The organism is Streptomyces sp. NPDC016845 (assembly GCF_044332585.1).
Classification (GTDB): domain Bacteria; phylum Actinomycetota; class Actinomycetes; order Streptomycetales; family Streptomycetaceae; genus Streptomyces.
Genome location: NZ_JBIRPI010000006.1, coordinates 25,856 through 50,509, shown reverse-complemented (window position 1 = coordinate 50,509; position 24,654 = coordinate 25,856). Strand labels below are relative to the sequence as shown.

Sequence of the window (24,654 nt, the reverse complement as noted above, 5' to 3'; positions counted from 1 at the left end):
ATGACCATGGTGCACGCGAGCGAGCGGGCGCCCCGCGCGGGCCGCCGCGACGCCGAGGCGACCAAGGCGGCCATCGTGAAGGCCGCCCGGCACCTGCTCGCCCGGCACCCCCACGGCGACATCACGCTCAAGGCCGTCGCCGAACGTGCCGGAGTCAGCCCGCCCCTCGTCCTCAAGTACTTCGGCAACAAGGACGCCCTGTTCTCCCGCGTCATGAACTTCGAGGCCGACGTGGAGACCTTCCTCGACGCGCCGCTGGAGGACCTGGGCGCCCACATGGTCCGCCACGTCCTCACCGGCCAGGCGGAACGCGGCGCCGACCCCATCCTCCGCATCGTCTTCGCCCCGCTCCACGGTGAACAGGGCGAGATCCTCCGCGAGAACTTCCGCACCCAGGTCAGCGCCCGCCTGGCGCGACGCCTCCCCGGCGGGGACGCGGGTCTGCGCGCCGAACTGGCGGTCTCGATGCTCCTGGGCCTCGGCGTCATGTACGGCATAGCCCGCGGCCCACATGTGCGCGCCGCGGACATCGAGGAGGTGGTCACGCGTTACGCCCCGGCGGTGCAGAGCACCCTAGGGGCGCGGGACCGTGTCGATCAGCGGCTGCGCCGCGGGGGGCGACCAGCCCCCGCTCAGCCGGACTGAACGCGCAGCGGCTCGAAGCCGACGACGGTCTCGAACCCATCGGCCCACCGCACGGTCAGTTCACCTTGTCCGACCACGACACCGGTCACGGCTTCGGCGAGCCCGGGGTCGGACTCCCCACCAAGACAGGCCAGCGCCACAAGGACCCCGCCCCCCTCAACACCCGCCGAAAGGCGTGGCACCCGCACCCACGACTCGAACGCCGTCCCCTCAGGCGCCCGCACGTCATCCCGCTCGTCCCACCCGTACACCCCCACCAGCTCCGAGCGAACCGCGTTCGTAGCCCACCCGGTGAGGGAGACCCGGGCCCCGGGCGGCGCCCCCACGACCCGGTGGACCCGCAACTCATGACGCCCCCGCGCCACGGTCACGCTCTCCACGCGGAGCCCCGGCACCATCGGCGGCCCGGACGCGAAGACCGGGCGGTGCCAGGACGCGGCCCAGCCCCAGCCGTCCCCGTGCTCCGCGCCGAGCGGGTGGACCCGGCGTCGTACGCTCGCGACACCGCCGACCTCCACCGACAGGTGGTTGTCGGCGATGTTGGTGCGGGAGGTCGGCCCGGTGTGCGTGGAGTACGCCTGGCGCCCGTACAGCGGGTCGTCCTGCTCGGCGGACTCGCCCTCGTGCGGGCGGACGTGGTCGCTGCCGTGGTTGTGCAGGCGGACGATCCCGTCGTCCCGCGTGGACTGGACGAGCAGTCCGGGCGCGGGCAGCGCGAGCACCCGGCCGGGGCCCTCGACGGGGGCGGCCTCCTCGGTCGCGGTCCACAGCGGAGCGTCCCGCGGCGCGAGCAGCGCGACGAAGCCCTTCGACGCCCAGTACGGCGACGCGGGCCCCGAGTACGACTGGAGGGTGGCCGTGTGCGGGCCGTGCCAGCCGAGGCTGAGCAGGCCGTCGTCGGTGATGCCGCCGCGGTCGAGGAAGTAGCGCAGGTTGCCGCTGATGAGGCGGCGCGAGGCGCCCGGGGACAGCGGGGTGTGGCCGGTGACCGCGCCCGCGCCGATCGCCGCCGACGCCGCGAAGCGGTAGGTGAGCGAGCGCCCGAAGTGGATCGGGGCCCCGTCCCCGCCGAAGAGCAGGGAGAAGCTCTCCAGGTGCTCGCGCAGGCGGGGGCCGAAGCGGTCGGCCGACGCCGTGTCGCCCGACAGGTGGGCGTGGAGCATCGGGTAGAGGTGCAGGGCCCAGCCGTTGTAGTGGTCGAAGGCGCGGCCGTCGCCGTCCGCGTACCAGCCGTCGCCCCGGTACCACGTGTCCATCAGGTACAGGGCGCGCTCCATGGCGCGGGCCGTCGCCGCGTCGCCGCGGCCCGCCGACTCGAGGAACGAGGCCACCATGAAGGGGAACAGGTACCAGTTGTTGGGGGCGGGCGTGTGGTCGATCGCGCCCCGCAGCCATTGTTCGGCGCGGTCCTGTACGTCGCCGTCGAGCCGGTCCCACAGCCACGGCCGGGTCAGCATCAGGCCGAGCGCCACCGACGCGGACTCGACCATCGGCTGGCCCTGCACGTGGTGGTCGAGGATCAGCGGCCACGACTCGGCGTCGTTCGCGCCGGGCGTGCGGGTGCCGGCGGTGAGGCCGCTCGCGTACCGCTCGAGGAAGTTGTGCGGGTCCTTGCCGTCGGCGCCCGCGATCCGGAACCCGGCCGCCAGGAACGTACGGGCGTAGCCTTCGAGGCCGTCCGAGCGGACCCCCGACGCGGACGGGCGGCCCGGCAGGTCGAGGAGGGCGCCCTCCGGGGTGGCCCAGCGCCAGGCGGCGGTGAGCAGCCCGTCGGCGACGGCCTCCCAGTGGGCGCGGGTGTAGCCGGTGTACGGGCTCAGGGCCCGGTCCTCGTCGGGGAGTTGGAACGGTATTGCCTTGGCACCGGAAACGCTCATGCGAGGAACGCCAGCCTTTCGCGTCGTACGGGATGGGCGAAACCGTCGCCCGCGGCCCAGCGCGCCACCTCGCCGACGGCCGTGTCGGCGAGCCGCTCCCACTCGCTGCCCTGCGATCCGGCGAGGTGCGGGGTGATGAGCGCGTCGGGGCAGTCCCACAGCGGGTGGTCCGCGGGCAGGACCTCGGGGTCGGTGACGTCGAGGACGGCCCGTACGCGGCCCGCGCGGACCACGTCGGTGAGCGCGTCCTGGTCGACGACGGCGCCGCGCGAGGTGTTGATGAGGGTGGCGCCGGGCCGCATGGAGGCCAGCAGGTCGCGGCTGACGAGGCCGCGCGTGGCCGGGAGCAGCGGGGTGTGGACGCTCAGCAGGTCGCTGCGGGTGAAGAGGTCGGGCAGCTCGACCCACTCCACGCCCAGCTCGGCGGCTTCCGCCTCGGTGACGTACGGGTCGTGGAGCAGGACCTCGTAGTCGAAGGGGCGGAGCAGTTCGATGACGCGGCGGCCGATCAGGGAGGCCGAGAGCAGGCCGACGGTGCGGCGGTAGTTGCCGACCTCGTGCGGGGTGAGCAGCCAGGCGTCGCGGGCGCGCTCGCGGCGGAAGTCGCGGGCGCGCTCCAGGACGTGCTTGCCGTGCAGGAGGAGCATGGCGAGGGTGTACTCGGCGACGGGCAGCGCGTTGGCCGCGGCCGCCGAGGTGACCTGGATGCCGCGCTCCCAGCAGGCGTCGGTGACGTGCCCGCGCACCGAACCGGCCGCGTGCACCACGGCCTTGAGGTTCGGGGCGGCGGCCAGGACGTCCGCGTCGAGGGGCGGGCAGCCCCAGCCGGTGACCAGGACGTCCACGTCGGCGAGGATCTCCTTCGCCCGTACGGTGCTCAGGTCGTCCAGGGCGGGGAGCGGCGCCAGGTCGCAGACGCCTCGCAGCGCGGCCACGGACCGCGGCGTGAAGACGGCCGCCGCGGCCTGGGGGGACATGGCCAGCGCCACGCGGGGCTCGCTCACTTGACCGCCCCCGCTGTGAGGCCGGAGCGCCAGAACCGCTGGAGGAGGACGAACGCGAGAATGAGGGGGAGGACCGCGAGAAGCGAACCCATGATCACCACCGGGTAGTACTCGGGAGAGACGGACGCCTGGCTGTTCCACTGGTAGAGCCCCAGGCTGACGGGGTACAGGTCCTGGTTCGACAGCATCACCATCGGCAGGAAGAAGTTGTTCCAGATGGCGGTCAGCTGGAAGAGGAAGACCGTGATCAGGCCGGGGCCGAGCATGCGCAGGGCGACCTTGACGTACGTGGTGAGCTCGCCGGCGCCGTCGACCCGCGCCGCCTCCAGGACCTCGTTCGGCACATAGCCCTGCGCGAAGATCCGGCCCAGGTACACGCCGAACGGGTTGAAGAGGACCGGGATGAACACCGACCAGAAGGTGTTGACGACGCCGGTCGCGGACGCGATCAGGTACAGCGGCAGCGCGAGCACCGTCTGCGGCACCATCACGGCGGCCAGGACCAGGCCGAACAGCTTCTCCTTGTGCCGGAAGTGGTACTTGTCGAAGGCGTACCCGCAGGCGACGCTGATCAGCGCGCCGATCGCGGCACCGAGGACGGCGTACAGGAGGCTGTTGCCGTACCAGCGGCTGTAGAGGCCGCCGTCCATCGCGAACAGGTCCTTGATGTTCTGCGTCAGGGAGAAGTCGCTGAAGGACAGGATGTTGCTGCTGAACAGCGCGTCGCGGGACTTCGACGAGGCGAGGACCAGCCAGAGCACCGGCAGCAGCGTGTAGAGGACGGAGATGGTGACGACGACGTTGACGGTGGCGCGGCCGAGCAGGCGCGGGCGCAGCAGGGCGGGGTTCGCGGGCGCGACTGTGCTCATCGGGCGTTCTCCTCGGCCGAGTCGACGCGGTTGGTCCAGCGGGTGACGCCGTAGGAGAGGGCGATCGTCAGGAGCAGGAGGATCACCGAGGCGGCGGCCGCGAGGGAGTAGTTGTTGCGGCTGAACGCCGCGTCGTAGATGTACATGCTCGGCGAGAACCGCGAGTTGATCATCTGCGAGGACTGGTGGAGCAGCATCGGCTCGGTGAACAGTTGCAGCGCCCAGATGAGGGTGAACATCGCGACCATGACGATGGAGGAGCGGACCAGCGGCGCCTTCACCTGGAGCGCGGTGCGCACAGGACCGGCGCCGTCGACCACGGACGCCTCCAGGACCTCACGGGGGACCGCCTGCAAGGCCGCGTAGAAGACGACCATGTTGTAGCCGAGATTGCTCCACAGGGCGATGTTCACGATCGACGGCAAGGTGGTGTGCAGGCCGAGGAAGTCGACCGTGATGTCGGCCTTGCCGAGGATGTCGATGATCGGGCTGATGCCGGGCGTGTAGAGGTACAGCCAGATCAGCGAGGCGATGATGCCGGGCACGGCGTGCGGCAGGAACAGCCCGAGCTGTGCCGAGGCGCGCAGCCGTACGACGCCCGAGTCGAGCAGCAGCGCGAGCGCGAGCGAGCCGATGACCATCAGCGGGATGTAGAGCACGCAGTACAGCGCGACCGTGCCGAGCCCTGACAGGAACGTCGGGTCGGTGAGTACGGCGGCGTACGAGCGGAGCCCGACGAAGACGGTGCGCTCCGCGCCGAAGCCGAGGCCCGGCTGGTCGTCGCTGAAGAAGCTCAGCCACACCGCCGTGCCGACCGGGATCAGGAAGACCAGGGTGAGGAGGATGAAGAACGGCGTCATGAGGACGCCCGCGGCGCCGTTGCGGCGGCGTCTGGCCGCCTGGTGTGCCTTGCGCCCTGCGGTGTCGGCGCTGCGCTGCGGCGCGGGTGTCGCGGTGGGGGCGTGGGTGGTCGCGGTCACGGGGTTCACCTGCCTTTCGGAGCGCGGGCGCTCAGGTGGAGTGCTGGGTCGTGGAGAGGCCGAGCGCCTTCAGGTCCGGCATCGTGCCGTCCTGGGCGGCGCGCACGGAGGACAGCAAGGTGCCCGATCCGGCGCCCGCGCGCGCGAAGGCGTCCTGCATGACGGAGGCGGTCGCGGTCATGCGCGGACCCCAGACCCAGCCGTCGTCGATCTTCCGCGCCTCCCGCTCGAACAGCGTGTAGATGTCCTGGCCGCCGTAGTACGCGCGGTCGAAGGCGGCGCGGCCCACGTCGATCAGCTCGGTCGCGGCCGGGTACTGGCTGCTCGCGCCGCTGGAGAGCCGGGCCTTCAGGGCGTCCGGGTGGGAGACCTGCCACTCGATGAACTCCATCGCGGCCTCGGGGTGCGCGCTGTCCTTCGTCACGGCGAAGGTGGAGCCGCCGTGGGTGCCGAGCGAGGGCTTGTCCGGGCTCCACTGGGGGAGCGGGGCGATGCGCCACTTGCCCTTCTGCTCGGGGCGCGCGTTCATCTGCGCGCCCGCGTCCCAGGCGCCGCTCAGCCGGGTCAGGATCAGGCTGTTGCCGATCTGCGCGTCGTAGAGGCGGGCCGTGGAGGAGTTGACGTAGACGAGGTCCTCGTCGAGGAGGCGCTGCCAGTACGCGGCCACCTTGCGGGTCGGCGCGTCCGCCAGGGAGACGTTCCACGCGCCCTTCGACGTGTCGAACCACTGTGCGCCCGCCTGCCAGGACCAGGCGGCGAACTGCGTCATGCCGTCCGTGGGGAACGTGCCGACCTTGCGGCCCCCGCCGGTACGGCGCACCTTGCGGGCGAGCTCCGCGTACTCGTCCCACGTGGTGGGCGCCTCGAAGCCGTACCTGTCGAAGAGGTCCGCGCGGTAGTGCATCACCATCGGCTCTATGTCGAGCGGCACGCTGTACGTGCGCTTCTCGAACGTCGTCTGGGCCAGCGACTGGGGCAGCAGCTTGGCCCGCAGGCCGTCACTGATGAGCGAGGTGATGTCCCGGGCGACACCGTCGATGGCGAAGCCCGGGAGCTGGGGGTACTCGATGGTGGCGACGTCGGGGGCGTTGCCCGCGCGCGCCGCGTTGCTGAGCTTCAGATACCCGCCCTGCGTGCCGGAGGGGATCTGCTCGAAGTCGACCCGGATGTGGTCGTGGGTCTTGTTGAACGCGTCGACCACTTCCTGGCTGCCGCGCAGTGCGGACCAGAACGTGATCGTGGTCGTGCCCTTGGTGCTCGTGGTACCGGACTTGCTGCTGCTCCCGGATGACGCGCTGTCGTTCCCGCCGCAGGCGCTCAGGGCGCCCGTCAGCGGCAGCGCGGTGATCGCGGCGAGCACGGATCGACGGCTCTGTCGACCAGGCATGGGCGCCTCCCGCGGCTCCTGCGTGTTCGAGTCACGGGAATACTGATCGGCTGAGCGGTCGCGGTCAATAGATCGATCAGAAGAAAATGAAACGGTCAAACGCTCATGCGGAGGGTGCAGTTGAGGACATGACGGCAGGGGCCTGGGTCGAGCCGCGGACCTCCAGGGTGGGCAGCAGCTCCATCCGCCGCACCGGGCCCCCGGAGCGGCCCGGCACCGGGTCGCCGAGCCGGCGGAGAAGCAGCTCCGCGGCGGCCCGGCCGACGTCCGCCTTGGGCGGCGACACCGCGGTCAGCGGCGTGCTGCCGAGCGCCGCGACCACGTCGTCGTACGCGATCACCGAGCAGTCCTCCGGGACTCGTACGCCGCTGTCGCGCAACGACTGCACCAGCATCAGCGCGTCCACGTCACCGTGCAGGACGGCGGCGGTCGCGCCCAGCTCGGCCAGGAGCGCGGGGATTTCGACGGCCTTCTCGGCGGTGCCCGATCCGGGGTCGGGGGCCGCGCCCGGGGAGCTGAGAGCGATCGCCCACTTGTCGACGTCCGGGTGGTCCGCCGCGATGCCGGCGAACGCCGAGCGCAGGGCGCGCGCCGTCGGGCTGTCGTCGCGCGCGGCGAGCACGATACGGCGATGGCCGAGGCCCGTGAGGTGCTCGACGGCGAGATGGATGCCGTACCAGTGATCCGTGCAGACCGTGTCCAGGGCGTGCAGCGCGCTGCCGCGCCGCGGCCTGCGCTCCATCACCACGGCGGGCACGTCGAGCCGGGCCAGCCAGGCGTAGTCCGCCTCCTCGACGGCGCGGCTGCGCCAGCGCGGCGCGATCAGGAGCCCCCGCGCGCCCTCCGCCAACGCCCGCTCCACGATGGGCTGTTCGGCGCCCGGAGCGTTCGGGGCTATGTGCAGTGCGATGCGCACGCCGGCCTCCTCGAAGGCGGTGCGGGCGCCGTGCAGCGTCTCGTACAGATAGGCGTGGCGCTCGGGCACGACGAGCGCGACCGGGCCGCCGTCCGCCTGGGGCGGCGCCGCGGGCGCGGCGGTCTGCTCGGTATCGGGCAGCACCGGGCGGGCCACGCCGTGGCCGCGGCGCAGTTTGCCCTCGCGGGCCAGCTCCTCCACGTCGCGGCGGAGCGTCACCACCGACACCGCGAGTTCGGCGGCGAGGTCGCTGACCCGTGTCGCGCCGCGCGACTGCACGACGGCGAGAATCCGCTGCCGCCTGAGATCGACCGGTTCGCGCATGCTGAGGCCCCTTCACGACCGCTGTTCGATTGAGCGCTTCGGTGAACGCTTCGGCCGCAGCATAACCAGCGGGCGCGGGGCGGGGTCAGCCCTTGGCCGGGTCCGGTTCCGGCGGGAGGCGGTCGAGGGCGATGCCGAAGTACTGGTCGTAGGCGTCGCGGACGGCGGCGTCCGTGGGCAGTTCGGCGCGGGTGCGCTCCCCGGCGGCCGTCGTGGTGAGCATATGACCGCTGAGGGTGATCCGTCCCTCCTTGGTCAGCAGTGAACAGACCAGGGACCGGGTGAAGTGGGAGGCGGGGGAGGTGCGGTGGTACCAGGCGCCCGCCTCGAAGTCCCGGAGCGCGCGCGGGCGTGGGTCGAGCAGGTACTGCGGTTCCCCCTCCCGCAGCACGAGCAGATCACCGTCGTCCGCCTCCTCGACGCGGAAGACACCGCCGGGGTCGGTCTGGTCCCCGCGCTCGCCGTACCGCAGCGGGAAGTGTGTATGCGTGCCGAAACCGACGTCGGCGAGCCAGTCGCCGCCCTCGCTGTCGCGCACGCGCAGCGCGAGATGGTCGTACGGGATGCCGGGCCGCCCGCCCTCGCCCACGCCGCGCGCCTGCAACAGCGTCACCTCGAATCCGAGCGCGGTGAGCAGGGCGCCGAACGCGCCGTTGAGCTCGTAGCAGAAACCGCCGCGGTGCCGGTCGACCAGCTTGGCGACGAGCGCGTCCGCGTCGAGCGTGATGTCCTCCTCCAGGTGCACGGAGAGGTTCTCGAACGGCACGGTGCGCAGGTGCGCCAGGTGCAGGGCGCGCAGCACGTCACCGGTCGGGGCGGCGGGGCGGTGCGCGCCGATGCGGGCCAGGTAGGCGTCGGTACGCGGGTGATCCATGAGGACAGTCTCCTGACGGGGATGGTGCTCCGGGTCATCGCTCCCGTGCCTCGGGTCCCGGACGGACCGGCAGGCGGCGGACGCTGTTGCCGACGAAGCCCGCGTGCGCGGGAAGCTCCGCGTCCGGCACGGCCAGGTCGAGATCGGGGAACCGGGAGAACAGCCGCTCCAGGGCGACCGTCGCCTCCATACGGGCCAGCGGTGCGCCCAGGCAGTAGTGGGCGCCGTGGCCGAGCGACAGGTGGCGGCCGCGACCCGGGCGGGTGACGTCGAAGCGGTCGGCGTCCGGGCCGTGCGCGGCCGGGTCGCGGCCCGCGCCCGAGTAGCCGGCGAGCACGGGGGTGCCGCGCGGGATCACCGTGCCGTCGACGGTGAGGTCCCGCGTCGGATAGCGGAACGGGAAGTAGCTGACCGGGCTGTCCCAGCGCAGCGTCTCCTCGACCACGTCCGCCCAGGTGGCGTCGTCGGCCCGGACCAGGGCGAGCTGGTCGCGATGCCCGCAGAGCGCCCGCACCGCGTTCGTGATCAGGTTCAGCGTCGTCTCGTGCCCCGCTACGACGAACAGGATGAGCGTGCCGATCAGCTCCTCCTGGCCGAGCCGGTCGCCGCCCTCCTCGCGCGCCGCTATGAGGGCACTGGTCAGATCGTCGCCGGGCTTCTCCGCCCGGACCGCCGCGACCTGGGCAAGCACGCGCACCATTTCCTGGTTCGCGGCAAGGGCCTCCTGCGGGGTCGTGCCCGTGGAGACGACCTGGCTCGACAGGTGGTGCAGGCGGTCCCGGAACTCCTCGTCGACGCCGAACAGCTCGCAGATGACGCGCATCGGGAGCGGAAGCGCGAAGCGGGCCCGCAACTCGACGACGTCCCCGGCCGCCGCCTGCCCGGCCACTCCGTCGAGCAGCTCGTCCACGATCCGCTCGACGCGCGGCCGCAGCGCCTCCACGCGCCGGACCGTGAACGCGCGGCTCACCAGCGACCGCAGCCGCCGGTGGTCCTCGCCGTCCGCCGTCGTCATCCCGCGCACCGTCGCGAACGTGCGCAGCGGCCAGCCCGGCGGGATCCTGCCTTCCGCCAACGCGGTGAAGTGCCGCGCGTCCTTGGCGACGTCGGGATGCGCGAGGAACTCCCGGAGCGCGTCGTGGCCGAGGACGAGCGCGCCCGGCACATCGCCCGGGAGCACGACCGGGGCGACCGCGCCGCGCTCCCGCAACCGCGCGTTGCGCGCGTGCGGGCAGCCGCCGGCGGGGTCGAGGCGGTAGGGGGCGTCGTCGGCAGCGTCCGTCGCGTCGGTTGCTGCTGAGGCTGCTGCGGAGGCTGCTGCGTCGGCTGCGGAGGAGGTCAACCGGGGCTCCTGAAGGTGGCGGGCGGGTGACGGGCGCGCGCGGGGGAGCGCCCGGCCCGGACGTCCGTCAACTCCCCCCGCGCGCAGCGGCTTTCGCATCCTATTGCGCATGTGGCTCAAGACCCAGGTCGTAGATCCGCTCCAGGAGCCACGCCTCGTTGCCCGCGAGGCCCGCCCGGCTCAGCGCCTCGTCGGCCTCCGCGATGGGCACGGCGAGCACCGACGCGGTGGCCGGAGGCTCCGTGCCGGAGAGCGCGGCGCGTGCCGTGTGCAGCAGCCGCAGACAGGCCTGCGCGGCCGCCAGCTCGTGGTTCCTCGTCGGCCTGCGGTCCTGCTGATCGAAGTCCCTGGTCCCATTCATGGTTCCCACTCTTGCGCACGGGTCTGACAATCCGTCTCCAAGCGGGCAGGGCTAGCCTCGTGTGAGCCTCGGATCACCTGGCCGGGGCATATGGGAAAAGGTCATGCAGCACTGTCCGGAAGGGAGGCGTCCGCACTTGTCGTCGCTCGCGGTTCCCCTGTTCGACCCCGCGGCGGGCCAAGGGCTCCGACAGCTCGCCGAGTTGGGTCTCGCGCTCGTCCTGTCCACCCTGATCGGTGCGGAGCGCGCCGTTCAGCAGAAGAGCGCGGGCCTGCGCACGCACACGCTCGTCGGGGTGGGCAGCGCCCTGTTCATGGAGGTGTCGCAGCACGGCTTCAACTCCGTGCTCGCTCTCGAGGGCGTGTCGTTCGACCCGTCCCGCGTCGCCGCGCAGATCGTCTCCGGCATCGGCTTCATCGGTGGCGGGCTCATCTTCGTACGACGGGACGCCGTACGGGGCCTCACCACCGCCGCCACGGTCTGGCTGACCTGCGCCATAGGGATGGCCTGCGGGGGCGGTCTGCCCTTGCTCGCCCTCGCCGCGACCGCCTGCCACTTCCTGGTGGTGCGGGGCTACCCCTGTCTGACCCGGCGCGTCCCGGCCCTGGCCACCGAGCGCCGCTCGGGGCTGCACCTCGCCTACCGGGTCGGCAGCAGCGTCCTGACCCGCGTCCTGGAACAGTGCACGAGCCGCGGCTTCCGCGTCGTCGAACTCCGCACCGACCGCACCGCCTGGGACGAGGCCCCCGGCCGGCCCGGCACGATGGCCGTCCGCATGGAGATCGAGGGCACGGCGGACGTCCCCAGCCTGGTCGCTGTGCTGGCGGAGCTGGACGGGGTGCTCGACGTGACGTCCATGGAGTCGGCGGCGGACGAGTAGGGCACGCGCGCGTGGGGCTCAGCGGCGCGTCAGCCGCAGGCGCAGACCCCTCGGCATCAGCGTCAGCCGCTCGTCGATCGCCAGGCGGTACCCCGGCTCCGGGTGGAGGTCGTAGCGGCGCAACAGCAGCCCCAGGACCAGCATCGACTCGTGCAGGGCGAACTGGCGGCCGATGCAGGCGCGGGCGCCCGTGCCGAACGGCTTGAAGACGTGCGCGGGGCGGGCCCGCACCGCCTGCGGAGTGAATCGGTCCGGGTCGAAGCTCTCGGGGTTCTCGCCCCAGGCGGCCCGGTCCCGGTGCAGCATCGTCGTCAGGACCAGTGCCCAGGCGCCGCGCCGCATGGGGTGACGCCCGCCGAGCGTCGTGTCCGTGATCGCCTCCCGCGCGAACGCGGGGGCCGTCGGCCACAGGCGGAGCGACTCGTCGAGGACCCGGCGCAGGTAGCGGAGCTTGGCGACGTGGCCGTAGGCGGGGACGGCCGCATCGCCCCAGACACGGTCGACCTCCTCCTGCGCCTTGGCGAGCACGGCCCGGTCCTGCGCGAGGTAATGCAGGGCGAACGACAGCGCGCCCGATGTCGTCTCGTGCCCGGCGACCAGGAACGTGATCACCTGGCGGCGGATGTTCTCCGGCGCGAGACGCTCGCCCGTCCCGGGGTGCGTCACCTCCAGCATCCGGTCGAGGAGGTCACCGGCTCCGCCGCCGGCGGCCCGGCGCGCGGCGACCACCTCGTCCACCGTGCGGTTCAGGTACGCGCGGTCCGCCGCATTGCGCCGCTCCGCGCCGCGCAGCAAGGGCGAGAGCAGCGGCGGCACCACATTGCGGCGCTGGGCGAACGACAGGGCGCCGACCATCGCCGTCACGAACGGATGCGGGCCCTCCTTGTCGAAGTTCCGCTCGAACGAGCCGAAGTCGTGCCCGAAACCGGTCCGCGCGATCGTCTCCAGGGTCAGCTTCGTCATGTCCCCGGGCACGTCCACCGCGCGCCCGGCGGCCTCGTCCGCGTCCCACGCCGCCATCAGCCGGCCCGCCACGTCCAGCATCAGCGGGTGGTAGCCGCCCATCGCCTCGCGGCTGAACCCGGGCGCCAGGATGTCGTGCGCGAGCTGCCAGTTCGGCTCGTGGTTGTAGGCGGTGAACAGGCCGTCCCCCGCCACGGGGCGCAGGTTGGCGACCCCGAGCCCGACGTGCTTGGCGAACCGCGACTCGTCCGCCAGCTCCGCGGCCAGCCCGGCGCCCGCCACGAACACGACCTCCTTGCCGAACGCCTTGCGCCGGAAGATCGGCCCGAGATCGGCCGCGACCCGCATCGAGTCCTGGAGCGGCGTCCGCACACTGGCGCCGAGGACATCGCCGATCAGCGGCACACGGCGCGGCGGGTGCGGTATCCGTTCCAGACGCGGCCAGCCCTGCTCGGCGCTGCGAAAACCCCGCGGCAGCACGCCGTCCGCCGTCTGCGTCACCTGCGCCATGGTGCCCATCTCCCCTGCGCGATGGACCGGTTGGACTCGCCCCGCGCGTTGTTGGACGTGGATTCAATAGTGCGCCACAGTGTGGTCCCGTTGTTGAACTGACGTCAAGTAAGCGGGAGAAGGGCCGGTGAAAGGTCCAGTAGGGTGCCCGCATGAGCGCAGAGCGGGAGCGGGGAGGAGCGGCGCCGGGGGAGCGGGCCCGGCGCAGGATGAGCACCGAGGAGCGGCGCGAACAGCTGCTGTCCGTCGGGGCCCGACTGTTCGCGCAGGACCCGTACGACGACGTCTGGATCGAGCAGGTCGCCGAGATCGCCGGAGTCTCCCGCGGGCTGCTGTACCACTACTTCCCGACCAAGCGGGACTTCTTCGCCGCCGTGGTCCGCCGCGAGAGCGACCGCATGCTGCGTCTGACGGCCGCCGTCCCCGGCGTCCCCGCGCGCGACCAGATCAGCACCGGCCTGGACACCTTCCTCGAGTTCGTCGCCTCGCACGCGCAGGGATTCCGCGCCTTCCACCGCGCGGAGGCCACCGGCGACGTCGCTGTGCGCGCCGTCTACCAGGAGGGGCTCGCCGCCCACGAGGAGCAGATCAGGGCCGCGCTCGCCGCCGACCCGCAGCTCGTGGACCGCCTACCGGAACCGGCGGCACTGCGCCTTGCCGTACGCGGCTGGCTCGCCTTCCTCGTCGCCGTCTGCCTGGACTGGCTGGACGAGCCCCAGCTGACCCGCGAGCAGGTGCGCGACCTGTGCGCGCGGGCGCTGCTCGGGGCGCTGGAGGTCTGAGCCCGGCCCCGTAGCGCCGCGCCTGTGGGAATCGTGCGCTGTGCCCCTGAGGGCCCTAGCTCTGCGCCCCGTAGGATCGTAAGGGAAACTTGCAAGGCTACCTGTATACCTCTTACGGTGGACGCATGTCAGGAACGCAGGGACCCGCCGCCGCCGAACCGCCCACCGAGCGGATCGCCGCCGATCTCGCCACCGTCGTCGGCCGCCTCTCGCGCCGGCTGCGCAGCGCGTCGCCGGACAGCCTCCTCACGCCCACGCAGCGCACGGTCCTGGCCCGCCTCGACACCGAGGGGCCCGCCACCACCGCGGCCCTGGCCCGCTCCGAGTACGTACGGCCGCAGTCCATGCGCCTGACCGTCGGCGCCCTGGAGGACCAGGGCTTCGTGTCGCGCTCGCCGGACCCGCACGACGGGCGGCAGTCCGTCATGTCGATCACCGACAGCGGCCGGGCCACCCTCGCCTCCGTACGCGCCGCCAAGCATGGCTGGCTCAGCCAGGCGCTCGCCGCCGAGCTGGACGCGGACGAGCGGCGCACCCTCGCCGAGGCGACGCTGCTCCTCGAACGCTTGGTGCAGAAGTGAGCCCTGGTGCAGAAGTGAGCCCTGATGCAGAGGTGAGCGGTGATGCAGAGCTGAGCGGTGATGCGAGCGGGACGGCGCCCGCCCGGGTCGCGGTCCCCCGGGAACCGGCCGCCGAGTCAGCCGGGGGCTTCGCCACCCGACTGACCGCCCCGCTTCTCCTCGGTTCGCTCCTGAACCCGCTCAACACCACGATGATCTCGACCGCCCTGGTGGCGATCGGGCACACCTACGGGATCGGCGCCGCCGACACGGCCTGGCTGATCTCCGTCCTCTATCTCGCCAGCGCCGTAGCCCAGCCGGTGCTCGGCAAGCTGGCCGACGCGCTCGGCCCGCGCCGCGTCTTCCTCGCGGGGCTCGTCGTCGTGTGCGCCTCGGGCGTCGTCGGCGCCGTGGCCCCCGGCTTCGGCTGGCTCATCGTCTCCCGGCTGCTGCTCGGCATCGGCACGTCCGCCGCCTACCCGGCCGCGATGGCCGTCCTGCGCGACGAAGGGCGGCGCGTGGGGCGCCGCCCGCCCCGGCCGGTCATGGCCCGGCTGTCCTTCGCGGCGCTGGGCAGCGCCGCCGTCGGTCCGACGCTGGGCGGGCTGCTCGTCACCGTCGTCGGCTGGCGCGGCATCTTCGCGGTGAACATCCCCGTGGCGGCCGTCGCCTTCGGCTGCGCCCTCGCCTGGATCCCCGCCGATCCGCCGCGCACCACGAGCAGCGAAGAACCGAGCCCGAAGCTCGCCCTCGACCCGCTCGGCATCGGCCTGTTCTCCACCGCCCTGACCGTCCTCGTCTTCTTCCTCCTCGACCTGGCCCACCCCATGTGGTGGCTGCTCGGCCCCTTCGCGGTCCTCACGGCCGGACTGCTGTGGTGGCAGCTGCGCTGCCGCACCCCGTTCATAGACGTCCGCATGCTCGCCGGGAACGGGCCGCTCGCCCGCACCTACCTCCGCCACGGCCTGGGCTATCTGCTCATCTACTGCGTCATGTACGGCTTCACCCAGTGGCTGGAGGAGGGGCGCGGCTACTCCTCCGGGCACACGGGACTGCTCATGCTGCCGATGTCCGTAGCCGCCCTGGTCTGCTCGCTGCTCGGCGCGCGCACCAAGGGGATCCGGGCGCCGCTCATCGTCGCCTGCGTCCTGCTGACGGCGGGCGCGGGCCTGCTCACCGTCGTCTCCGGGCACACCCCGCTCGTGGTCCTGCTGATCGCGGGCGCCTGCTTCGGCATCCCGCAGGGCCTCATCGGCACCAGCAACCAGGCCGCGGTCCAGGAGTACGCGCCCGCCGCCGACATCGGCGCCGCCGCGGGCCTCCAGCGCACCGCCCAGTACATCGGCGCCATCACCGCCTCCAGCCTGATCGCCCTCGCCTACGGGCAGCGCGCCGACGACGGCGGCCTGCACCTCATGGCGGGCGCCTCGGTCGTCCTGGGGGTCTTGCTCGTGATCGTCACGGTGACGGACCGGGCGCTGCGCCGGGCAGGCCGGTAGAGCCCCCTTCTCGACCCCCGCCCGCTTCACTCCGCGTCGTGGAACACCAGCCCCAGCGTGTGGCGGCGGCCCGAGCGCACCGTGTTCACCCCGTGCCGCATCGGCCCGTTGGACCAGCCCCGCACCGAGCGCACCGGCCGGTCCCGGGTCGTGAACACCAGCGCGTGCCCTTGCGTGAGCGTCGTGGCGAAACCGCGCGTCTGCGCGCGGGCCCGTTGCTCCGTCATCAGGAACTCGCCGCCCTGGTAGCCGACGCCGGGCTCGTCCAGGCCGATCACGACCTGGAGCGGGAAGACCAGCTCGCCGTAGAGGTCGCGGTGCAGGGCGTTCCAGTCGCCGGGTCCGTACCGCAGCAGGATCGGTGTCGGCCGGGTCTGTCCCGCCGCGTGACAGCGCTCCAGCCACTCCTCCAGCGTGTCGGGCCAGGGCGCGGGCCGGTTCAGGCGCCGCGCCCAGGACCGGGCGATCGGCAGCAGCAGTGGGTAGAAAGCGGCCCGCAACTCCTGGATCAGGCCGGGCAACGGGTGGTCGAAGTAGCGGTACTGGCCCCGCCCGAACCGGTAGCGCGCCATGTCGATCGTCGAGCGGAACCGGGCCACGTCGTCGTAGAGCGCGGCGATGTCCCGGCACTCGGCGGGCGTGAGCACGGACCGGGCGGTCAGGGCGTGCCCGAACTCGTCCAGTTCGGCGGCGAGCCTGCTTCGGTCGACGGCCTCGATCCGGTCCCGCGCCGTGCCGAGCGGGGTGCTGGTACTGGTCATGCGTCCAGGCTGCACGCGCGCGTGGAGCGGCGCTGGCGGGAATCGGACGGCGCGTCCCGGTGCGGTAGTGTGACCGGGCCCCACAGGTGCCACGAGGAAACGAGGAGGTGAGCCCGATCACCGCTGTGTCAGGTCAGGAGCTCCCTTCTCCCGCCGTACGCACCGTCCGCGCGCTCTGAGCTTCGCCGCGGACCGGCGGCCGTCCGGCGGCCGGGAGCCCCACCGGCTTCCGAGAGGTCATACATCAGCCATGTCGTCGCTTCCCTCTTCACCCCTTACGTCCACGTCCCCCCTGGCTGCCGAAGCGGCCCCCGTCGTGGCCGCCCTGCGCCGCGCCGGGTGCGTCTTCGCCGAGGACGAGGCGCGTGTCCTGCTCTCCAGCGCACGGGACACGGCCGAGCTGACCGCGATGGTCGAGCGCCGCGCGGCCGGGCTCCCGCTCGAACACGTCGTGGGCTGGGCCGAGTTCTGCGGTCTGCGCGTCACGGTCGACCCCGGCGTCTTCGTGCCGCGGCGCCGCACCGAGTTCCTGGCCCGGGAGGCGCTCGCGCACACACCGTCCGACGCCGTCGTGGTCGACCTGTGCTGCGGCAGCGGCGCGGTCGCCGCCGTGCTCGCCGCACGGCGCCCGGCGCGGCTGCACGCGGCGGACCTCGACCCGGCCGCGGTGCGCTGCGCCGAGCGCAACATCGCGCCGCTCGGGGGCGAGGTCCACGAGGGCGACCTGTACGAGCCGCTCCCCGCGGAGCTGGCGGGCCGCGTCGACATCCTCATCGCGAACGGCCCCTACGTGCCCACGGGCGACGTGCCCCTGCTGCCGCCCGAGGCCCGCGACCACGAGCGGCGCATGGCCCTGGACGGCGGCGCCGACGGCCTCGACGTCCTGCGCCGGGTGGCCGCGGGGGCGCCGCGCTGGCTGGCGCCCGGCGGTCGGCTGTTCGTGGAGACCAGCGAACGCCAGGCCGCGGCCGCGGAGACGGCGGTACGCTCCGCCGGTCTGCGGCCGCGGGTGGCGCGGGACGACGACCTCTACGCGACGGTGATCATCGCTGAGCGGATCATCGCTGATCGGGAGATCGCTGAGCGGGGACCGGAGGCAGGCCCTCAGGTCCCGTAGGAGACCTTGACGTCCTTGAACCCGAGGGAGCGCAGCAGGCCGCGCAGCATGTCGGTCGTGTTGCGCTCGGCGCGGGCGGTGAGACCGCTGTCCTTCGCCGCCTCCCCGATGTGCTTGGCGGCGAGTTTGCGCACGGCCTGCTCGTCGTTCGGGTTGTCCGAGAACATGTCGCCGAGCCGGTCGAGGAGACCGCGCTGCTTCGACACGGCGTAGGAGCGGTCCGTGTCCAGCGTGGGGTCCCCGAGCTTGGCGTGCGGCAGCTCCAGCGTCGCCGACGTCCGCGCGTCGTTGACCCGCACGTCCCCGGAACCGACCTGCCCGAGGTCCACGTACGCGTCCACGCTGCCGGCCCCGATGTACAGGGTCCGGGTCCCGCGGATCGCGTCCGGGAGGTACTTGGTGTCCTTCTCCAGGTCGACGACGACCTGGAAGTTCCCGGACGCCGCCTCGAAACGGCTCAGATCCCGTACGGACTTGAGCAGCGCGGGGCCCGAGCGGTCGTGCGTCTCGGTGCCGAACACGTCGGTCAGCCGGTGCACGAGACGCAGGCCCGTGAGGACGAGCACCAGCACCACCGCGAGCACACCCAGGAGCTTCGCCCACCGGGGCAACGCCGCAACCTTTGACGTCATGGCGGTACCTCCTCTCCAGGAGGACTTGTTCCACCGTATCGGCGTATCACGCCTTCGGCGGCGCCCTACCCCTGGATCGGGCGGTCGCCCGACACCCGTGACCACCACACCCCCTCGCCGCGCGTGAGCCCCGGCAGCGCCCGCTCCATCTCCCGCACCTTGCGCGCCGTCAGCTCCCCGGTGATCAGCCACGCCTCGCGGCCGCCCGTTGTCGTGCCGAACTGCGCGCCGAGGGTGGCGAGCCGGGCGGTGACCGGGGCGAGCGCGTCGAGCGGCACCTCCGCCTCGAAGGCGTGCACCGGCTCGTACACGCGGGTCCCGGCGCGTGCCAGAGCCTGCCGGGTGATGAGCGCGGTCACGGTCCTGAAGTCGCCCGCCGTGCTCACCGGGGAGTCGAACCCCGAGCGGATCAGCGTCACCCGGCAGTCGGTCACCGGCCATCCGTGCGGCCCGCCCTGCGCCATGGTGGCGTGCACCGTGTCCTCGACGGCTTGGTGGAACGCCCGTGGCAGCGCCCCGAGTTCGGTCACGTAGCCGAAGACGCGGCCGGAGCCGTGCGGTCCCGGCTCGACGCGGAGGCCCACGGTCGCGGGCAGCCCGGTCGTGCTGTGGCGGCCCATCTCCTCGACCGCCTCGCCCGTGCCCAGGGGCCGCTCGACGCAGCGGACGCGGGTCGGTGCGAACGCGGCCTCGATGCCGAACTCCTCGGCGAGCGTGGCCGCGAGAACCTCCCTCTGCACGTCGCCGTAGAGGAGGAGCGCGGTGCTGCCGTCCGGTTCGGGGCGGGCGTGCAGGAGCGGGTCCTGGTCGGCCAGTTCCAGCAGGGCCGAGCGGAGCGCTCCGCCCTGGCCGGGGCGGACGGCGCGGGCCAGCGTCTGGAGCGTCGGCGGTGCGAACCGCCCGCCGTCACCCCTCGGTCGGCCCAGGCGGTCACCCACGCGGAGCCCCGCGGCGGCGCGCACCTCGGCGATCTGGCCGGGCCCCACGAGGTTGCCGCCGGCGCCGACGACCTCGATCCCGGTGAGTCGCGCGGCGACCCGCACCGCGTCGCCCTCGGCATCCCGTCGAAAGAAGGTCACCTTCTGCCGCGCTCTCACCTCGCCCTCGTACAGGCGCAGATAGCCGACGCGCTCCCCGGCGGGGCCGCGACGTACGGCGAACACTGTGCCGGTCGGGCGCGCCGAGGCCGCCTCCGCCTTCGCGGGTACGGGGATGAACGACCGTACGGCGGCGATCAGTTGCGGTACCCCCTGGCCGCCGAGTGCCGAGCCGAACAGGACGGGGTGGAACGAGCCGTCCCCGATGCGTGCCGTCAGCGCGGTGCGCACGGTGGCGGCCTCCGGCGGCTCCCCGTCGACCAGCGCGGCGAGGATCGTGTCGTCGACCTCCGCCAAGGCGCGGGCCGTCTCGTCGCGCACCGCCGGATCGTCGAGGCTCCGGGCGGTGACGGCGGCGTCCGGCGTACCGGCGCCGCGCACGTCCGCAAGGGCCACCACGTGCGGGGTGAGCCTGCGGCGGATGTCGTCGAGGAGCGGGGCGACGCGCGCGCCCGCCCGGTCGATCTTGTTGACGAAGACGAGCGTGGGCAGGTCGAGCCGACGCAGTGTCTTGAGCAGCACGCGCGTCCGCGCCTGCACGCCCTCCACGGCGGAGAGCAGCAGGACGGCGCCGTCGAGCACGTCGAGCGCCCGCTCGACCTCGGCGACGAAGTCGCTGTGGCCGGGCGTGTCGATGAGGTTGATCTGAGTGTCGCCGACGGTGAACGCGGCGACGGCCGAGCGGATCGTGATGCCGCGCCGCCGCTCGATCGCGCCGGTGTCGGTGCGGGTGTCGCCGCCGTCGACGCTGCCGAGCCGCTCGATGGCGCCCGTGTCGAACAGGAGCCGCTCGGTGAGGCTGGTCTTACCGGCGTCGACGTGGGCCAGGACGCCGATGTTCAGGGTCGTGCGAAGCCGCGGGGTCTGCATGGAAGGTCGAGTCCTCGAAAGCTGTGGTCCGGCGGGGGCGCTGAACTGCTTCGAGGACTCGGCGCATGCGGTTTCTCCTGAACGAACGGATCAGTGGCGCGCTCAGCATGCGCAGAGGGCCACCGGGAGGCGCAAACTATTTTCCTGGCGGTTCGAAACGGCGTACGTACCGCTTCTGCCACGGAGTCTCCACGGCGCGCGGGTCGTAGTGGCGGCGCACGTACGCGACGGCCTCGGCGGGCGGCACTCCGTCGAGGACGGCGACGCAGGCGAGCGCCGTGCCGGTCCTGCCGCGGCCGCCGCCGCACGCCAGCTCCACCCGCTCGCCGGCCGATCTGCGCCAGGCGTCGAGCAGCACGGCGCGTGCCCGGCGGGCGTCGGCCGGGAGCCGGAAGTCGGGCCAGCGCAGCCAGGCCGACTCCCAGTCGACCGGCGGTGGCTGCTGACCCAGAAGGTAGACGCCGTACGCCGGCGGCGGGCCGGGCGGCAGCGGGGCGCGCAGCCCCCGGCCGCGTACGAGCCGTCCCGACGGGAGGCGCAGCACGCCGGGCGCCTCCGGGTCCCAGGTCATCGCAGCTCCCGCGCGGCGGAGAGCAGGAAGGCCGCGAGGCGGCGGGCGCGGTCGAACGCGTCGGGGAAGACGTCCAAACCGTCCGAGACCAGCGCGCCCTCGTGCAGGAGCGTCAAGGAGCGCCCCAACTCCCGTGCCGCGTCCGGTGACACGTCGTGCGCGAGCCGGGTGAAGAGGTCGAGGGTCCACTGCTTCTGGCCGGTGATCACGGCGTACGCGGGATGGGCCGGATCGCTGATCTCGGCGTGCGCGTTCACCATGCCGCAGCCCTTTCCGGCGTACGCCCCCGCCGACCACTCCTTCGACGCGTCGAAGACGGCGAGGATCCGCTCGACCGGGGTCAGGGCGGCCGGGTCGTGGTGCGCGGCGAGGAACGCCCGCCAGCGTGCGTCCCGGGTGAGCAGGTAGTCGACCACGATCCGCTCCTTGGAGCCGAACCGGTCGTAGAGCGTCTTCTTCGTGACGCCCGCCTCCGCCGCGATCAGGTCGACCCCGACGGCGTGGATGCCGCGCTCGTAGAACAGCCGCGAGGCGGTGTCCAGGACCCGGCGGGCGGCCGGGGTGAGGTCGGGCCGGTCGGGTTCGACGGCGGCCGGAGGGGCTGTCACCGGGGGTGGGGTCGTACGCATGCCTCCACACTAAACCGATCTGTATACTCGGGCCAGTAGACCGATCTGTATACCCGGTATCTGTACGCCCAGTACGCGAGGCGGTGTCCGCGCCATGAACGTCCTGCTGTCCCTCGGTTTCGTCCTCACCTGGAGCTCCGGCTTCATCGGCGCCAAGCTCGGCGCCGGTGAGGCGAGCGCCGTGACCACGCTGATGTGGCGGTTCCTGCCGCTGGCCCTCGTGCTCGGGGTGGTGGCCGCGACGGCCGGACGGCGATGGTGGCGCGGGATGACGGCGCGCGACGCGGGGCGCCAGGTCGTCGTCGGGCTGCTGTCGCAGAGCGGCTACCTGCTGACCGTGTACTACGCCATCCAGCTCGGCGTCTCCAGCGGCACCACCGCACTGATCGACGGCACGCAGCCGCTCGTCGCGGGCGCGCTCGCCGGACCGCTGCTGCGGCAGTACGTCACCGCGCGGCAGTGGCTCGGCCTGTGTCTCGGAGTGGCCGGGGTCCTGGTCGTCACCACGGCCGACGCGGCGGCGGTGACGGGCGTCGCCGGCTGGGCCTACCTCGTCCCGTTCCTCGGCATGCTGGCCCTCGTGGCGGCCACCTTCGTGGAGAGCCGCTCACCCACGGGCGTGGAGCCGATGGCGGCCCTGACCGTGCACTGCGCCACCAGCGCCGTCGTCTTCACCGGTCTCGCCCTGGCGCTCGGCGAGGGCGCGCCGCCCGCCGCGCCGTCCTTCTGGCTGGCGATCGCCTGGCTGGTCGCCCTGTCCACGTTCGGCGGCTACGGCCTGTACTGGGTCGTGCTGCGGCGGCGCGGGCTCACGCAGGTCAACACGCTGATGTTCCTGATGGCGCCGGTGACCGCGGTGTGGGGCGCGCTCATGTTCGGCGAGCCGTTCGGCGTGCGCACCGCCATCGGGCTCGCGCTCGGGCTCGCCGCCGTCGTGGTGGTGCAGCGGGGCGACAAGCAGCGCCACCGGGGCGACAGGCACCGCCACGCGCGCGTGGAGCACGACACCGCCCCTGGACGCGAGCCCGCTCACTCCTGACCGGAACGCGGCGGGACCAGATGCCGGTTCGGCCGGACGGCCTCCTTTGCCAGTTCCGGCACCTCCGCCACGACGACGCCCGCCCCGGCGAGCAGCCCGATCCCGTCGGCGCCCGGCACGAACGTGTCCGGCTCCCGCCACGCCGTCACCACCCGCCGCACCCCCGCGTCGACGATCAGCCGCGCGCACGGCCTCGGCCGCGACGCCCGGCGCGCGCACGGCTCCAGGCTGCTGTAGACGGTGGCGGCCGCGAGGCGCGGATCGTCGGCGGCGAGCTTGGCGAACGCCGCCTCCTCGGCGTGCACGACGGGGTCACCGCCCTCCCGCGAACGACCCCGCGCGAGTTCGGAACCGTCGGCCCCGACGATCACCGCGCCGACGCTGAACGCGGTCTTTGACGGCGGGCAGCCGGCGGCCAGTTCGCAGGCGATGCGCAGCCAGTGCCGGTCCGCCGCCGTGGCCGCGTCCGTCGTGCCCGGCACGGTCGGCGCGTACCGCACCACGACGACGTCGCCGAGCCGCTGGGTGGAGAGCACCGCCATCCGCCCGCGCGGCCCGCCCGGATACGCGCCGGGCCCGAACAGGCGGGGCGCGTCCGGCTCGCCCACCACCAACGGGGCGACAGCGAGCCGCAGTTCGTCGGCGAACCCCAGCTGGAGCAACTGCGTGTGCACGCGGGCGCCGCCCTCGACCATCAGGCGGCGCACACCCCGCGCCCCGAGGTCGTCGAGGAGCGCTGCCCAGTCGACGGCCGGACCGAGCGCCCTCACGTCGGCGCTGCCGCCGAGCCGGGCACCCGCGACCTCCGCGCCCTTGTCCGTCGTGTAGAGCAGCCGCTCGCCGCCGGTCGTCCAGAACGGGTCGCCGGGGGACAGGTCGCCGGACCCGCTCACCGCCACCTTCAACGGGTACGCGGGGCGCCCCGCCTCCTCCCGCCGCGCGCGCCGCTCCGCGGAGTTCACCAGCAGCCGGGGCCGGTCCGCGCGCAGGGTGCCCGCGCCGACGAGGATCGCGTCGCTCGCCGCCCGCTCCTCGTCGACCTGGTCGAAGTCCTCGGGCCCGGAAAGGAGCAGCCGCTCGGGCCCGATGTCGTCGAGGCAGCCGTCGAGCGAGACGGCGGCGGACAGCAGCACGTAAGGGCGGGGCATGGCGAACTCCGTGACCAGGGGGGACGTACCCCCCGACCCTACTGGGGCGCGGGCGGTGTTCCGTCGCCGAACGGGCGTCCGCCCAGCTGCTCCCGGCCGTGCGGCGTGTGCCAGCCGGACAGGTCGGGGCCGAGCGGCACGATCGCCGACGGGTTGATGCCGGTGTGCACCTGGTAGTAGTGGCGCTTGATGTGGTCGAAGTGGACGGTGTCGCCGAAACCGGGCGTCTGGAACAGGTCCCGCGCGTAACCCCACAGGACCGGGTCCTCGGTGAGCTTGTTCCGGTTGCACTTGAAGTGGCCGTGGTAGACGGCGTCGAAGCGGACCAGCGTCGTGAACAGCCGGATGTCCGCCTCGGTGATCGTGTCGCCGACGAGGTAGCGCTGCCCGGCGAGCCGCTCGGACAGCGCGTCCAGGCGCCCGAACACATCCCGGTACGCGGCCTCGTACTCGTCCTGGTTCGTGGCGAAACCGGCCCGGTAGACGCCGTTGTTCAGGTCCCGGTACACGCCCTCCATGACGTCGTCGATCTCGTCGCGCAGCGGCTCCGGGTAGAGGTCGGGCGCGCCCTCGCGGTGCAGCGCCGACCACTCGGTGCTCAGGTCGAGGGTGAGCTGCTGGTAGTCGTTGGTGACGAGCTGCCCGGACGGTACGTCGACGAGCGCGGGCACGCTGACGCCGCCCGGGTAGTCCTTCTCGCGGGTGTCATAGGCCTCGCTGAGGTAGCGGATGCCGAGCACCGGGTCCCGGCCGTCGGGGTCGAGGGTGAAGCGCCAGCTGCGGTCGTCCTGGATCGGGTCGGTGACCGCGAGGGAGAGGGCGTCCTCCAGGCCGAGCAGGCGCCGCACCACCAGGGCGCGGCTCGCCCACGGGCAGGCGTAACTGACGACGAGGCGGTAGCGGCCCGCCTCCACGGGCCAGCCGTCCCGCCCGTCGGCCGTGACCCGGTCCGCGAAGTGGCTCCGGGACCGTTTGAAGGCCTTCTTGCCGAGCGAGTCGTTGCCGTTCACCGATCAT

Annotated in this window: 24 protein-coding genes; 7 read left to right on the top strand and 17 right to left on the bottom strand. The window is 73.0% G+C overall.

Features of this window, described 5'->3' with window-relative positions:
• Entirely contained in the window at positions 1-645 is a 645-nt protein-coding gene (locus ACH4RC_RS18265) for a TetR family transcriptional regulator (protein ID WP_398201715.1), read from the top strand.
• Here ACH4RC_RS18265 and ACH4RC_RS18260 read toward each other — a convergent pair.
• From ACH4RC_RS18260 to ACH4RC_RS18220, 9 genes are all read right to left on the bottom strand, one after another.
• Positions 633-2,522, bottom strand: a complete 1,890-nt coding sequence (locus tag ACH4RC_RS18260; RefSeq protein WP_398201713.1) for a DUF2264 domain-containing protein — start codon at positions 2,520-2,522, stop codon at positions 633-635. The two genes, ACH4RC_RS18265 and ACH4RC_RS18260, sit on opposite strands and share 13 nt — an antisense overlap.
• Positions 2,519-3,499, bottom strand: a complete 981-nt coding sequence (locus tag ACH4RC_RS18255) for a hydroxyacid dehydrogenase (RefSeq protein ID WP_398202313.1) — start codon at positions 3,497-3,499, stop codon at positions 2,519-2,521. Before ACH4RC_RS18255 ends, ACH4RC_RS18260 begins: the two co-directional genes overlap by 4 nt.
• A 23-nt stretch (positions 3,500-3,522) precedes the next feature.
• Positions 3,523-4,395 (bottom strand): carbohydrate ABC transporter permease, encoded by an 873-nt coding sequence (locus tag ACH4RC_RS18250; RefSeq protein WP_398201711.1) that lies wholly within the window; start codon positions 4,393-4,395, stop codon positions 3,523-3,525.
• Entirely contained in the window at positions 4,392-5,375 is a 984-nt protein-coding gene (locus ACH4RC_RS18245; protein WP_398201708.1) for a carbohydrate ABC transporter permease, read from the bottom strand. The genes ACH4RC_RS18250 and ACH4RC_RS18245 overlap by 4 nt, the downstream gene beginning before the upstream one ends.
• 31 nt (positions 5,376-5,406) lie before the next feature.
• On the bottom strand, positions 5,407-6,762 hold the full coding sequence (locus ACH4RC_RS18240) for an ABC transporter substrate-binding protein (RefSeq protein WP_398201707.1): 1,356 nt from the start codon (positions 6,760-6,762) through the stop codon (positions 5,407-5,409).
• A 103-nt stretch (positions 6,763-6,865) separates the two neighbouring features.
• The gene (locus ACH4RC_RS18235) at positions 6,866-8,002 is read right to left on the bottom strand and encodes a substrate-binding domain-containing protein (protein ID WP_398201705.1); all 1,137 of its coding nucleotides are present in this window, start codon (positions 8,000-8,002) and stop codon (positions 6,866-6,868) included.
• Between the two features lie 85 nt (positions 8,003-8,087).
• Positions 8,088-8,876: an arylamine N-acetyltransferase gene (locus tag ACH4RC_RS18230; RefSeq protein WP_398201703.1), complete on the bottom strand. Its 789-nt coding sequence runs from the start codon at positions 8,874-8,876 to the stop codon at positions 8,088-8,090.
• Positions 8,877-8,910: 34 nt separating this feature from the next.
• Complete coding sequence (locus tag ACH4RC_RS18225; RefSeq protein ID WP_398202311.1) at positions 8,911-10,086, bottom strand: cytochrome P450; 1,176 nt, start codon at positions 10,084-10,086, stop codon at positions 8,911-8,913.
• Positions 10,087-10,318: 232 nt separating this feature from the next.
• The gene (locus ACH4RC_RS18220; protein ID WP_398201701.1) at positions 10,319-10,579 is read right to left on the bottom strand and encodes a hypothetical protein; all 261 of its coding nucleotides are present in this window, start codon (positions 10,577-10,579) and stop codon (positions 10,319-10,321) included.
• Between the two features lie 136 nt (positions 10,580-10,715).
• On the opposite strand from ACH4RC_RS18220, the gene ACH4RC_RS18215 reads away from it, so the two are divergent.
• Positions 10,716-11,459: an MgtC/SapB family protein gene (locus ACH4RC_RS18215; RefSeq protein ID WP_398201700.1), complete on the top strand. Its 744-nt coding sequence runs from the start codon at positions 10,716-10,718 to the stop codon at positions 11,457-11,459.
• Between the two features lie 18 nt (positions 11,460-11,477).
• On the opposite strand, the gene ACH4RC_RS18210 is transcribed toward ACH4RC_RS18215, so the two are convergent.
• On the bottom strand, positions 11,478-12,932 hold the full coding sequence (locus tag ACH4RC_RS18210) for a cytochrome P450 (RefSeq protein ID WP_398201697.1): 1,455 nt from the start codon (positions 12,930-12,932) through the stop codon (positions 11,478-11,480).
• Positions 12,933-13,084: 152 nt separating this feature from the next.
• Between ACH4RC_RS18210 and ACH4RC_RS18205 the strand changes: the two genes are divergently transcribed.
• The 3 genes from ACH4RC_RS18205 (at position 13,085) to ACH4RC_RS18195 (ending at position 15,773) form a co-directional block, all read left to right on the top strand.
• On the top strand, positions 13,085-13,714 hold the full coding sequence (locus ACH4RC_RS18205; RefSeq protein WP_398201695.1) for a TetR/AcrR family transcriptional regulator: 630 nt from the start codon (positions 13,085-13,087) through the stop codon (positions 13,712-13,714).
• Between the two features lie 125 nt (positions 13,715-13,839).
• On the top strand, positions 13,840-14,295 hold the full coding sequence (locus tag ACH4RC_RS18200) for a MarR family winged helix-turn-helix transcriptional regulator (protein ID WP_398201694.1): 456 nt from the start codon (positions 13,840-13,842) through the stop codon (positions 14,293-14,295).
• Between the two features lie 50 nt (positions 14,296-14,345).
• The gene (locus ACH4RC_RS18195) at positions 14,346-15,773 is read left to right on the top strand and encodes an MFS transporter (protein WP_398202309.1); all 1,428 of its coding nucleotides are present in this window, start codon (positions 14,346-14,348) and stop codon (positions 15,771-15,773) included.
• Between the two features lie 26 nt (positions 15,774-15,799).
• On the opposite strand, the gene ACH4RC_RS18190 is transcribed toward ACH4RC_RS18195, so the two are convergent.
• Positions 15,800-16,534 (bottom strand): 2OG-Fe(II) oxygenase, encoded by a 735-nt coding sequence (locus ACH4RC_RS18190; RefSeq protein ID WP_398201692.1) that lies wholly within the window; start codon positions 16,532-16,534, stop codon positions 15,800-15,802.
• A gap of 250 nt (positions 16,535-16,784) precedes the next feature.
• Here ACH4RC_RS18190 and ACH4RC_RS18185 point away from each other — a divergent pair, with 250 nt between their 5' ends.
• Positions 16,785-17,651, top strand: a complete 867-nt coding sequence (locus ACH4RC_RS18185; protein WP_398201690.1) for a putative protein N(5)-glutamine methyltransferase — start codon at positions 16,785-16,787, stop codon at positions 17,649-17,651.
• On the opposite strand, the gene ACH4RC_RS18180 is transcribed toward ACH4RC_RS18185, so the two are convergent.
• From ACH4RC_RS18180 to ACH4RC_RS18165, 4 genes are all read right to left on the bottom strand, one after another.
• The gene (locus ACH4RC_RS18180) at positions 17,639-18,283 is read right to left on the bottom strand and encodes a DUF4230 domain-containing protein (protein ID WP_398201688.1); all 645 of its coding nucleotides are present in this window, start codon (positions 18,281-18,283) and stop codon (positions 17,639-17,641) included. The genes ACH4RC_RS18185 and ACH4RC_RS18180 overlap by 13 nt on opposite strands.
• 65 nt (positions 18,284-18,348) lie before the next feature.
• Positions 18,349-20,250: a tetracycline resistance ribosomal protection protein Otr(A) gene (gene otr(A), locus ACH4RC_RS18175; RefSeq protein WP_398201685.1), complete on the bottom strand. Its 1,902-nt coding sequence runs from the start codon at positions 20,248-20,250 to the stop codon at positions 18,349-18,351.
• 136 nt (positions 20,251-20,386) lie between these two features.
• Positions 20,387-20,821 (bottom strand): protein phosphatase, encoded by a 435-nt coding sequence (locus ACH4RC_RS18170; RefSeq protein WP_398201682.1) that lies wholly within the window; start codon positions 20,819-20,821, stop codon positions 20,387-20,389.
• Positions 20,818-21,450, bottom strand: a complete 633-nt coding sequence (locus tag ACH4RC_RS18165; protein ID WP_398201680.1) for a TetR/AcrR family transcriptional regulator — start codon at positions 21,448-21,450, stop codon at positions 20,818-20,820. The genes ACH4RC_RS18170 and ACH4RC_RS18165 overlap by 4 nt, the downstream gene beginning before the upstream one ends.
• 94 nt (positions 21,451-21,544) lie before the next feature.
• On the opposite strand from ACH4RC_RS18165, the gene ACH4RC_RS18160 reads away from it, so the two are divergent.
• Entirely contained in the window at positions 21,545-22,489 is a 945-nt protein-coding gene (locus ACH4RC_RS18160; RefSeq protein WP_398201678.1) for a DMT family transporter, read from the top strand.
• Here the strand turns inward: ACH4RC_RS18160 and ACH4RC_RS18155 are convergent.
• Positions 22,480-23,637, bottom strand: a complete 1,158-nt coding sequence (locus tag ACH4RC_RS18155; RefSeq protein WP_398201675.1) for a dihydrofolate reductase family protein — start codon at positions 23,635-23,637, stop codon at positions 22,480-22,482. The genes ACH4RC_RS18160 and ACH4RC_RS18155 overlap by 10 nt on opposite strands.
• Positions 23,638-23,675: 38 nt before the next feature.
• Complete coding sequence (locus tag ACH4RC_RS18150; protein WP_398201673.1) at positions 23,676-24,647, bottom strand: glutathione S-transferase family protein; 972 nt, start codon at positions 24,645-24,647, stop codon at positions 23,676-23,678.
• Positions 24,648-24,654 lie beyond the last annotated feature (7 nt).

Coding starts and splice junctions, on each gene's coding strand:
- ACH4RC_RS18265 (WP_398201715.1), top strand. CDS start 1: ATGACCATGGTGCACGCGAGCGAGCGGGCGCCCCGCGCGGGCCGCCGC.
- ACH4RC_RS18260 (WP_398201713.1), bottom strand. CDS start 2,522: ATGAGCGTTTCCGGTGCCAAGGCAATACCGTTCCAACTCCCCGACGAG.
- ACH4RC_RS18255 (WP_398202313.1), bottom strand. CDS start 3,499: ATGTCCCCCCAGGCCGCGGCGGCCGTCTTCACGCCGCGGTCCGTGGCC.
- ACH4RC_RS18250 (WP_398201711.1), bottom strand. CDS start 4,395: ATGAGCACAGTCGCGCCCGCGAACCCCGCCCTGCTGCGCCCGCGCCTG.
- ACH4RC_RS18240 (WP_398201707.1), bottom strand. CDS start 6,762: ATGCCTGGTCGACAGAGCCGTCGATCCGTGCTCGCCGCGATCACCGCG.
- ACH4RC_RS18235 (WP_398201705.1), bottom strand. CDS start 8,002: ATGCGCGAACCGGTCGATCTCAGGCGGCAGCGGATTCTCGCCGTCGTG.
- ACH4RC_RS18230 (WP_398201703.1), bottom strand. CDS start 8,876: ATGGATCACCCGCGTACCGACGCCTACCTGGCCCGCATCGGCGCGCAC.
- ACH4RC_RS18220 (WP_398201701.1), bottom strand. CDS start 10,579: ATGAATGGGACCAGGGACTTCGATCAGCAGGACCGCAGGCCGACGAGG.
- ACH4RC_RS18210 (WP_398201697.1), bottom strand. CDS start 12,932: ATGGCGCAGGTGACGCAGACGGCGGACGGCGTGCTGCCGCGGGGTTTT.
- ACH4RC_RS18205 (WP_398201695.1), top strand. CDS start 13,085: ATGAGCGCAGAGCGGGAGCGGGGAGGAGCGGCGCCGGGGGAGCGGGCC.
- ACH4RC_RS18200 (WP_398201694.1), top strand. CDS start 13,840: ATGTCAGGAACGCAGGGACCCGCCGCCGCCGAACCGCCCACCGAGCGG.
- ACH4RC_RS18190 (WP_398201692.1), bottom strand. CDS start 16,534: ATGACCAGTACCAGCACCCCGCTCGGCACGGCGCGGGACCGGATCGAG.
- ACH4RC_RS18185 (WP_398201690.1), top strand. CDS start 16,785: ATGTCGTCGCTTCCCTCTTCACCCCTTACGTCCACGTCCCCCCTGGCT.
- ACH4RC_RS18180 (WP_398201688.1), bottom strand. CDS start 18,283: ATGACGTCAAAGGTTGCGGCGTTGCCCCGGTGGGCGAAGCTCCTGGGT.
- ACH4RC_RS18170 (WP_398201682.1), bottom strand. CDS start 20,821: ATGACCTGGGACCCGGAGGCGCCCGGCGTGCTGCGCCTCCCGTCGGGA.
- ACH4RC_RS18165 (WP_398201680.1), bottom strand. CDS start 21,450: ATGCGTACGACCCCACCCCCGGTGACAGCCCCTCCGGCCGCCGTCGAA.
- ACH4RC_RS18160 (WP_398201678.1), top strand. CDS start 21,545: ATGAACGTCCTGCTGTCCCTCGGTTTCGTCCTCACCTGGAGCTCCGGC.
- ACH4RC_RS18155 (WP_398201675.1), bottom strand. CDS start 23,637: ATGCCCCGCCCTTACGTGCTGCTGTCCGCCGCCGTCTCGCTCGACGGC.